This is a genomic window from Candidatus Cyrtobacter comes (assembly GCF_034470605.1).
Classification (GTDB): domain Bacteria; phylum Pseudomonadota; class Alphaproteobacteria; order Rickettsiales; family Midichloriaceae; genus Cyrtobacter; species Cyrtobacter comes.
Genome location: NZ_JARGYT010000041.1, coordinates 1 through 10,435, shown reverse-complemented (window position 1 = coordinate 10,435; position 10,435 = coordinate 1). Strand labels below are relative to the sequence as shown.

The 10,435-nt window shown below is 32.8% G+C and carries 11 protein-coding genes; 2 read left to right on the top strand and 9 right to left on the bottom strand.

Going from position 1 to position 10,435, the window contains the following annotated elements; genetic code table 11:
• Positions 1–11: 11 nt before the first annotated feature.
• Positions 12–170 (top strand): transposase, encoded by a 159-nt coding sequence (locus tag Cyrtocomes_RS06135; protein ID WP_410519698.1) that lies wholly within the window; start codon positions 12–14, stop codon positions 168–170.
• A 59-nt stretch (positions 171–229) separates the two neighbouring features.
• Here Cyrtocomes_RS06135 and Cyrtocomes_RS03585 read toward each other — a convergent pair whose 3' ends face one another.
• From Cyrtocomes_RS03585 to Cyrtocomes_RS03570, 4 genes are all read right to left on the bottom strand, one after another.
• The gene (locus Cyrtocomes_RS03585; protein ID WP_322497837.1) at positions 230–1,441 is read right to left on the bottom strand and encodes a heme biosynthesis HemY N-terminal domain-containing protein; all 1,212 of its coding nucleotides are present in this window, start codon (positions 1,439–1,441) and stop codon (positions 230–232) included.
• A gap of 25 nt (positions 1,442–1,466) precedes the next feature.
• The gene (locus tag Cyrtocomes_RS03580) at positions 1,467–2,216 is read right to left on the bottom strand and encodes a hypothetical protein (protein WP_322497836.1); all 750 of its coding nucleotides are present in this window, start codon (positions 2,214–2,216) and stop codon (positions 1,467–1,469) included.
• A 117-nt stretch (positions 2,217–2,333) separates the two neighbouring features.
• A complete protein-coding gene (locus Cyrtocomes_RS03575; RefSeq protein ID WP_322497835.1) occupies positions 2,334–3,761 on the bottom strand; it encodes a replicative DNA helicase in 1,428 nt (475 codons plus the stop codon).
• Complete coding sequence (locus Cyrtocomes_RS03570; RefSeq protein ID WP_322497834.1) at positions 3,748–4,323, bottom strand: DedA family protein; 576 nt, start codon at positions 4,321–4,323, stop codon at positions 3,748–3,750. The genes Cyrtocomes_RS03575 and Cyrtocomes_RS03570 overlap by 14 nt, the downstream gene beginning before the upstream one ends.
• Before the next feature lie 111 nt (positions 4,324–4,434).
• On the opposite strand from Cyrtocomes_RS03570, the gene Cyrtocomes_RS03565 reads away from it, so the two are divergent.
• Positions 4,435–5,040: a hypothetical protein gene (locus Cyrtocomes_RS03565; protein WP_322497833.1), complete on the top strand. Its 606-nt coding sequence runs from the start codon at positions 4,435–4,437 to the stop codon at positions 5,038–5,040.
• 72 nt (positions 5,041–5,112) lie between these two features.
• Here Cyrtocomes_RS03565 and Cyrtocomes_RS03560 read toward each other — a convergent pair whose 3' ends face one another.
• The 5 genes from Cyrtocomes_RS03560 to Cyrtocomes_RS03540 all read right to left on the bottom strand — a co-directional run.
• A complete protein-coding gene (locus Cyrtocomes_RS03560; RefSeq protein ID WP_322497832.1) occupies positions 5,113–7,059 on the bottom strand; it encodes a S9 family peptidase in 1,947 nt (648 codons plus the stop codon).
• 142 nt (positions 7,060–7,201) lie between these two features.
• Positions 7,202–8,371 (bottom strand): glutamate--cysteine ligase, encoded by a 1,170-nt coding sequence (locus Cyrtocomes_RS03555; RefSeq protein WP_322497831.1) that lies wholly within the window; start codon positions 8,369–8,371, stop codon positions 7,202–7,204.
• On the bottom strand, positions 8,356–9,084 hold the full coding sequence (locus Cyrtocomes_RS03550) for an RsmE family RNA methyltransferase (RefSeq protein WP_322497830.1): 729 nt from the start codon (positions 9,082–9,084) through the stop codon (positions 8,356–8,358). The genes Cyrtocomes_RS03555 and Cyrtocomes_RS03550 overlap by 16 nt, the downstream gene beginning before the upstream one ends.
• A 506-nt stretch (positions 9,085–9,590) precedes the next feature.
• Positions 9,591–10,250 (bottom strand): hypothetical protein, encoded by a 660-nt coding sequence (locus tag Cyrtocomes_RS03545; RefSeq protein WP_322497829.1) that lies wholly within the window; start codon positions 10,248–10,250, stop codon positions 9,591–9,593.
• Positions 10,207–10,435 (bottom strand): hypothetical protein (locus Cyrtocomes_RS03540; RefSeq protein ID WP_322497828.1); only part of this gene is annotated, 229 nt, incomplete at its 5' end. The genes Cyrtocomes_RS03540 and Cyrtocomes_RS03545, both read right to left, overlap by 44 nt.

The window sequence follows — 10,435 nt, the reverse complement described above, 5'->3', positions numbered from 1 at the left end:
AGGGCAAAGATATGCAAAAGCTCATAGCAAATGCGGGCCATACCTTGCTTTATCTACCTCCATATTCTCTAAACCTCAATCCTATAGAGAAAAAATGGGCTCAAGCTAAACAAATACGACGCGCAAATCAATGCTCTATTGACGAACTATTTAACACATATATGACATGACATTTTATGACGGATTAGATATAATGTATAGTTAGGAATGTGATCTTTGATATAAACATTTATACGCACTTGATAAAATTTGCTATTCCGGAAATCTTATAACAAAATTCCCCATAATGGTTATCGCATAGTTGCATATTTTCAACATCAAGATAATAATATTTTTCTATATTAGGGATCCAAACTGCGAGCTTACTTAATAATGCGTCTATATCTAAGAATTGACGCGTCGAACACTTTTTATAAATCTGGAGCAATATTTCGTAATAACCCTCTTTTAAAATCTTAAGATTTTCAATACGCCCTTCTAGTACATTGCAAAAATCCTCGATTAGCGGATCAGAGATTTTTTTCGCTAATTTTACATTATCATTATTTGATATAAGTATCTGTATAACCATGGGTGTTAGGTAATCTTTATATATATCCCAATATCTCAATATAATCCCCATAGCTTCCTCATATTCAGATCTAGATATGCAGCTCCTTATGCTTAAGAAAATCCAAGGATGGAATAGATCCATGACCTTTTTTGATGGCAGAGTGATCTTTTTTGCATCCAATGCATCATTTTGGATAAAGATCTTAAAATGTACGATGGACTCAAGTAAAAGAAATGAATCAACACCGAAACTTTTTTTTATATATGGAAGGAGGCTTGAGAGAGTTTTCCAATCGCCAGAAAGGATGCATGCGGCCACGGAAATTGTCGTTGCTTCCTTATCATGTTTATCAAGGTACAGAAGCTGCATAGAGTACCCCAAGACCTCATCATATCTCTTAGCTTTTAATTCTAATCTAGATAAATTTTTTAATGAAAAATTTCTCGTCTCTTTATTTAACAGCAGTCTTTTTAGTGAGTCCCGCCCAATTTCAGTATTACCATTCTGTTCATAAAATCCATACTTACATATATCTATAAAATATCCAGGCATGTCGTGTACTTTTTTTAACTCAGCTATGCTCCTTTCAAATTTTGGTTGGTTGTAGCTAAATGATGCCACAAGGATATCTTCTATGATTTCCAATTCGTTTTTTTTTCTTAATGCTTCTATCTTTTTTTTAAGCGTACTTGGTAATTCTTTAATAAAAACCACAACACGTAGCAAAAAATAAAAAGCTATGAATAACAAAGTTATTCCAACTATCGCAACAATAATATTAATCTCAACTCTAAAATCTGCTACTTCAATAGCTATAGAGCTATACTGAGTGCTTTGCATGAACAAAGTGACAGCGCAAATAAAGGCAGCTATAAGCAGAATCTTCATTATTTTTATAATCATAGTCTGCTTTTTAGCTTATCTCGAATAATAGGTTATCTATCAATTGTTTCGTTAATTTCTTCATTATAATTCTATTACCTATTGCAATCTTGATATTCTTCACATCCGGATAAATATTCTCGTCAAAAATTTGTAATAAGGATACAGCAAGGTTCATATAACCATTTTCAATTGCTGATATAGTTTGTTCAAGTGTTTTTTCATATCTCTCATCTTTTATATTAGAAAATTTCAAAAGACTCTGAGTGATATTGGCGTGAGACTTAGCGGAAGATGAATGTGTTGATGCAGAAAATGCACTATATAGCGTATGTATAGAATCCAATATCGCGCCATCTGATTTAAGTTCCTTTTTTTCAACAAGCTCTTTCATATCCAATATAATATCTCTTGAAGCACCTATTGATAAATCAAGAAGAGCATGAATTCTATTGGAGATATCTACACCACCCTTTAAGTCTTGATTTATTAGAAGGGTTTGGGTGATTATATTTAGTTTTCTCTTGCATTCAAGTAAAGCATCAATATTTGCATCGTCAGATGTTACTGGATTTCTTTTATTACTAAATGTTAGCTTATCATTTTGCAGTGGATGATATACGACCTGCTCCTTAACCTCTGATATGCTATTTAATACCTTTTCCAGCTTTTGATTATCTTGATTTTTTTCAATAAGCTTCAGATATAAAAAAAGCGCAGTGCAGAAAAAAAGTATGATACATGAAATCATAATGACTGTTGTAATACTTATTTTCTTCATACTCTGTTGTTTCATAAATAATTTAATATCTACACATCAAATAAGAACTTAGGGCAACACTAAAAATGCTGGCGCTTCAATTATCAAGCACTATAAACCAGACTAATATCTAATTAATTACATAAATTCACTACTATTTCTATCAGAAAAATTACTAAAGCTAGTGGTAGGTGCATCGAATCTTAATATACAGCTACCTACAGGCCCATTTCTTTGCTTGGCAAATATTATTTCTGCCTGATTTCTAACGATATTAATCTTTTCTTGCCATTCGAGGTGTCGCTCTTGTTCGGTTGGAACTTTCCTATCTAAATAATATTCTTCTCTATATATAAACATTACCACGTCGGCATCTTGCTCAATATTTCCGCTTTCTCTTAAATCAGATAACATAGGTCGCTTATCTTCTCTAGATTCAACAGCTCTTGAAAGTTGCGATAGTGCTATAACTGGTATATCAAGTTCTTTGGCAATTGCTTTTAAGCCATATGATATCTCACCTATCTCCTGTACTCTATTAGACTCTCTTAAGGTAGTGGAGCCACGTACCAATTGGAGATAATCAACTACAAGCATACTTAGATCATTTTTTCTCTTTAACCTTCTTGCTCTTGTTCTTATAGAGGCTATTGAAAGAGCTGCTGTATCATCTATAAAGATGGGTAATTCAGTTACCTCCTTTCCACGTTCAACTAATTTTCTAAATTCTACTTCTCGATTAATATTACCAAGCCTTATCCTGTTACTTGGTATACCAGTTTTCATTGCGAGTACACGATTCACTATTTGTATAGAAGACATTTCAAGAGATACAAATCCCACGGATCCATCTCTATTATTGTTCTTAAAAAAACTAGCGGCATTTAAAGCTAAATTCATAGCGAGCGCTGTTTTACCCATTGAAGGCCTGGCCGCTAATATAATTAGATCAGAATTTTGAAAGCCGCCTGTTATTGAATCCATATCAATAAATCCTGTTGGTACGTGATTCGTACTTAGGTCAATTCCTTTATCATTAGAAACTCTTTTTATTGCCTCTTCTACAGTATAATCTATCCTTTTGAACCCCCTATCCTTTTCTCCATATACAGCTAAATTAAATAATCTACTTTCTGTATTTTCGATTCTATCGGTAACAGATAAATCTAAATCATCTTTTCTTGATTCATATATTAACTTTTCGCCTATTCTTATCAGATCTCTTCTCAAAGCAAGCTCATAGACTGATTCTGCAAGCCCCTTTAGATCGAGTACCATCTGTGAAGATGCGGTAAGCTTAACCATATAACTAAAACAGCTTTCGCCATCTATCTCGGCATCATTAATATATTGCTTAAGCTTAATTGGTGTAGCAACATTACCATTTTCTATAAACCTCAGTATTAGTGCAAATATCTTGCCATGCAATGGAACAAAAAAATTCTCCGGTTTTAAAAAATCATCTATTCCCTCAATTTTACTATTATCATTCATAAGAGCGCCAAGTACGGCCCTTTCTGCTTCTATATTGCAAAGAGATGCGATCTCTTTATCAACTTCTTTCATTTTTGCTACTTTTCAAATATCTGTATGCAATAAGAAGTAATATTACGGATAGGATTATTATATAATTAAGACGCTTTATGTAACTCGATACCAACTCCTCATTATCTCCTATAAAATAACCTATTAAGATTAAAAGAGGCACCCATATAACTGCGCCGCATGTGCTATAGATTGCAAAGAGCTTTTTATCCATTCTAGCAAGCCCAGCAGGTAATGATATAAAATGTTTCAAGCCTGGAAGAATTCTGCCTATAAATACAGATATATTTCCGTGTTTTTCAAAAAATGCCTCTATTTTTCCTAACCTCTTTTTATCTATGAATATATATTTTCCATAACGGAGTATAAGGTTACGTCCAAGATAATAAGCGGCAAAATAGCTGAGAAAAAACCCTGCTATAGTTCCAAGCATGCTCCAGAAAACAACCTGTATGGCGCTAAATTTCCCCTTGGCTATTAGATAACCGGCTGGAATTAATGTTATTTCGCTTGGTATAGGAACAAAACTACCCTCTACCAAAGTCATTATAAATATGCCAAGATACCCGAAAGTTTCTACCATATCTATAACGCTAAGAAATATCTCGTACATTGAAAAATGATCTACAAGTGCTAATTGCAATACTAAGCCATTTATGCAAAAAAGCTATTATAAATAATATGTTTTTACGTTATGGAAAATATAAACAGTGATACCAAAATAAATTGGCAAGAAGGTCTGAAGACGTACTATAAAGTTATAACTTTGTTTATATTGCTTTGTATCATAACTTTATTTCTATTTTTATTATATAGAGCTAATGTAGATACAAAAATCATGAATGATTTTGCGGTATATTTGAAGGCATCAGATCTAAGTAATGCAATAAAAGCCGAAGAAAATATAAACGTATTAGATAAACTATCCTCTAGCAAATCAATAGCTGGGGATTTTACTAAGATAAAGATTGCGTCACATTATTTTAATACCTCTCAATACAACAAAGCTGCATATTACTATCTGCAACAATATACAAACAAGGAGTTAGCAGAATATGCTAAGATGATGTCTATTATCTCTAAAAGGAAGTCTGATAAGATTATGGCTAATGATGCATTAGAAGATTTATCACATATTAGTGCATTTGATTCAGTAACATCTGTTTTAAGGGCCTCAATTCTCATTTCACAAAATAGAAAAGATGAGGCGAGAATTATTTTAGATAATAGTAAGTTAGCAGCAGGCGGCAATATTCATCTTACACATATAATTAATTTACTACTTACTAACTGTGTGTAGATGCTAAAGACATGCTGTTTTGGGCCATAACCTAAAACAGCATGTAATTTTTGTACAAAACGAAGCAGGTTGCTATGGAAGCCTAAAAGGCAAATACTGCTTACCAGATGTAATCTGTATTGAAGAATTTTCAAAATCTTCTCCTATTTCCTCATATCTACCACCTAAATATTTACTCAAAAAACCTTCTGTTATAGCGTAAAAGGAGAGGCGGTTTTCTGGTCTTGCAAACCCGTGCCCTTCATCTTTATATAATATGTAAGTTACTGGTATTCCTTGAGAATTAAGTTTATCTACAATCTGATCAGATTCAGCTTGCTTAACTCTAGGATCATTCTGCCCGTGAGCAATTAAAAGAGGCTTTTTTATTTTATCCGAATGAAAAAGCGGTGATTTAGACTTAAGGATCTCTGCTCCATCAGCTGTATTTGGATCTCCTCCTAGCATTTTTTTAAAAATCTCTAAATAAGGTTTCCAATATTCTGGTATAGAATTAATTAATGTAATTAAATTTGAAACGCCCACTATATCAACGCCACAAACAAATTTTTCTGGAGTAAATGTAAGCCCTACAAGAGCCGCGTATCCTCCGTAACTACCACCCATAATAGCAACTTTATCTTTATCTGCTATACCGTTTTCTATGGCCCAATCCACAGCATCAATAAGATCATCATGCATTTTTCCAGCCCATTGACCATCTCCTGCTGTTATAAAATCCTTACCAAAACCTGTGGATCCCCTATAATTTACACTCAATACAGCATAGCCCCTATTGGTCAGCCATTGGTGAGAGCGCTCAAAGCCCCAGCTATCCCGAGCATTTGGGCCACCATGTACAAGTAATACCATTGGAAGTGGTTGTTTTGTTTTATAATCATTATGTGTTACTTTTGCATCTTCTGGAATGGATATATAACTCACTAAATTTAGACCGTCTCTAGATTTAATAATTACAGGATGCATCTTGTTCAGTTTATAACCTTCAAGTTTTGGCATATTGCCAAACATATATTTTGCTTCACAAATTGTTTTGTCATACAGGTAATAACGAGCAGGCCCATTATCAAAATTAAAGGCTACTATCCATTTATCATCCATTATACTTCTGGAAACTATAGATATATTGGCGTCCTGATGTATATTTTTTAACTTTTCAAAATGTACCTCAAATTCCCGATCAAATATCTGGTACTCTATTTTTGTATATTCATATGTTACTGCATCTAATCTTTTTGTTACGGGTTGAAATAGCACATGTTCAAGATCAGAGTGTTGGTTTGAATATAAAAGAGCTCTTGATTTAGTTTTTAGATCTACGGCATACAATGCATTTGTGTTCCTACCTTCGGAACTGATAAGGTATACATTATCTTCTTGTTCATTTAATCCAACTAGCGATGAGGTTCTCTGATCTTCATAAGTAATATGAAGGAATATAGACTCATTTTCATTTTTAAATTCTACTACCTCCACACTCATATCAGGCTTTTGTATGCTGCCAAATCTAAGATTATGCTCGTCATCTATAATGAGATGTCCGTGGAATTTGTTATTTTCATAAATTAAAAATAGCTCCCCTGTTGAAATATTTAGCCTATACAAATCAAAAAAATCTTTACGTCTACTATTTAAGCCAATCATAATTTCATTTGGTTTTTTATGGCTTGATCTATATAGGACAGTTTTAACCCCATCTTTTGGAGTTAGTATTGTATCTTCTAATGTTTGTAAATTTACTCTATGAATCCTAAAATTTTCATCCCCACCATTATCCTGCATATACAGTATATACTTATCATCTTTGCTCCAAAAATATTGCCTTATACCTCTGCTTGTATCATTAGTGACAGGTCTGGCATCCTTAATATTAGCAATATCAGCAATAAAGACATTTAGAACACCATTAATATTAGAAAGGTACGAAATATAATTGCCTAAATTACTTACCTGAACAGCGGTTTTATCTGGGTTGCCAAAAATAGTGCTTCTTTTTATAAGTTCTGTAGTATTGGCCATAGATACAATATTTAAAAAACAACTAATTATATATAGGAATAAAACTCTTAAGGCCATGCTGTATTTAGTAACTAATTTATATATTACATATACATAAATAACGCTGTAGTTGACAATGCTTTAGATTTCAAAAGGAAGGAGATTATTGTTTCACATATGCTAGTTCTTCTATTGCCGCTAGGTTTGCAAGTTTATTTATAAGCCATTCTATATCAAACTCTATTGGAGTATCTAATGCTTCAATAAGTGCGCCACTTTTACCTAAATTTCCATGGTTGTTGGAATGCTGATTGTATCGCACCATTATATCAACTATTTCTCCATTGGCGCTATAAATAATTTTTTCTGCAGGGTAATTTAAAAAACTGAAACTTGTTTGTACACCCTCCTGCAATATAACACATGAGGTCTTTTGCCCATCCTTAATTTTATCAATACTATGCCTGTTTTTTTTATTTATATGCGATAAATGCTCTAAATCTCTTATTTCAAGTACACCCATGCCAAAGGTGCCGTTATTAGGTTTTAAAAAAATATAGGGTTTTTCATCTATTTTATGATTTTTATAATCATTGTCTATATCATAAAACATTGCCTTGCCTTTTAAAAAAATTGATTCAAGGCCGGTTTTATTTCTAAAGTCTACATTTTGTACTTGCTCTGATCTTAAAGAAATCAGAAAATCATCAAAACCGAAATGATTCGAAAATTCTTTTACTATTCTGTTATATATTTCAAAATGCGTGGATTTTTTTCTTGAAAACCAACCAAGATATGGGGAAGGGAAGATATTTTGATTTATATCTATTAGGGAATCAGGCATCCCTGATGTTAAATCATTATTCATTATGATGGCATCTGGGGTCCAACCCTGTTCTACTATTGTAATATTTTTATCAACTTTGCTGATTGTTCCAGCTACTTCCCATGCAAATTCAAGGCCTTCACCATTTAAAACGCTAATTCGTACATCTGCACCACTTGCAGACTTTATTATATCTTTTAATGTTACTATGTTGTGTGCATATAGTTTATTTTTTGTATTTCTTTCCGCTATTAACAAAATTTTAGAAAAATTATACTTCTCCAAAAAAGATTTAGTTAACTTAATTGCCATTTCTCGACCATTGATTGATAGATTATTAAAACCTGCTGGAAATAAATTACTATCTACATGGGCTATCTTAAATTCAGAGATTCTTATATCTAAAGACATAAATATAGGCCAGCCCCTACCATTTCTGAAATTTTCTATCCAGTCCTCCATTTGGTTTCTTTTATTCTGTATTAAATCTCTTAAGCTCTTAAACATCTAATAGACATCATATAATTTGACAAAGCTGATATGGACGCGGTTTCAGCACGCAAAACAAATTCACCAAGCGTAACGGGAATAGCACCACAGGAAGAGATTATACTATCATATTCATCTTGAGTAAATCCGCCTTCTGGGCCCACAATCAATACTACATCTTCATTTATGGTTTGTTTAGCCGCATCAAGCATTTCAACACATTGATTATTCAGGCTTAAAAGTATTATTTTGGCTTTATTTAAAGATAGAAAGTTTCTTAAAGTATACTCCGTGCACACTTCTGGAACATTATCTCTAAATGACTGCTCTGAAGCCTCTTTTGCAATAAGTTCTGCTCTTTTTAAATTGAATGACCGACATATGCTCCTTTCTGCAATAAGTGGATATATGCGGCACACACCCAATTCTGTAGCTTTTTGAATGACAAAATCAGTTGATTTTGGTTTTAGAATAGAAAACCCTAGAGAAATCTTCCTAAAAAGCTTGTTGCTCTGCTCTTTAATGCAAGTTCTACATATTAGCATAGGCATTAGATTAAATGATTTTATTTCAGCTTCCCATGTTCCATCTATGGAGTTAAAAATATTAATTTTATCACCAACTTTACATCTCATTACATTTTTTAAATAGTTTAATTCATCTATGCCAAGATGAATTGGCTCACCTTCAGAAAATCTACTTAAAGGGGTAAATAATCTTATTATGCTCATAAAATTAGGGAAGTTATATAATAAGATAGAAAAGTAAATATTTTCTTTATGCGTGGATTGACGATATTTTGTAATATTAAAAATCTGTCTCGCATCAATTTATATTAAATTGGATTTTTTAACCTATAAACTTAGCAAGATATAGCTATTTGAGTTGAATTAGCATAGGCGGTATTATCCATATACCTCAAATAAAATTGATACAACTCAATTCCGATACTTTTAAATCAAAAGATTTGATATGAATGTATTGCTTTATAAATCATTACACGATTTATATTATATAGCCATTTTATTTGAGATGGCATAATACTTCCTGCATTACAGTTATTATCTATGCCAATTTCACTTAAATAACTACATAGACTCCGTACAAGAATTGCATGAATAACCCACCACAATATTTTCGGAATTTGCGCAGTGTTGATATAAATAGGCGAAAAAGACCTGGTCTAACACCGCATTTTATAACTTGAAATGAACACGATTTCAGACATTTAGCTACCTCACATCACACGAGCACTTGTTATACCAGCAGCAGCATCATTCATAACATGCTCTGTATGTGGCCCTATAATTTTGGAAAACTTCTCCATAGCGCGTAGGCATGTTAACATCTTATTCATTACATCTTGATCTCGACATTTAGTTGCGCACTGAAATAAATCCATACCATCATGATTCCTTCTAGAGAGATAACTACTTGCATCAAAAACTCTTCTTTGCTGCATCTCTGCATAACGTTCCAATAAGCCAAGACTTCCAACAAGACAGGCTCTATGCAAAATATTATCATGCTGCATATCATCATTTTTCTGTTTTACGGCAGCATTGTCAATTTTATCTATATCTTTTTCCAAAAGACCTAACAATACTGAATCCCTAGCCCTTTCAGACTCTTTGGGATTTGATGAGATATTAATATCACCTACCATCTTATCAACCTTTTCTAGGTCACCCTCTGCGGCAACAGCTGCTAATTTATTTATGCATTCCACCCTATGCTGCTCAAATTCTTGATAAGTATCATAGCCCCAATACTCTTTTTGGAAATCAATCTCTGGAACATATCTAGGAGTAGGTTTATATCCACCTATTACCCTATTCATCTCATTCATAATTTCAGTAGGTATTAAATTTTGTAGATTCAGAGGTAGTATAGACATTAAACTCCTTATCATTGCAGCATCTAAAGAAGTAAATGGGGGTTTGAGTCCTCTTAGGCACTGTTAACAAAGGTTTTGCCAAATAATGGAAAAGATGCAATATTATATTGGAGGCGATAAATATGGTATTTAGATGGATAAAAGGTTGTTTCCGATCGACATTAAAACGTTCAATGAATGGGTTT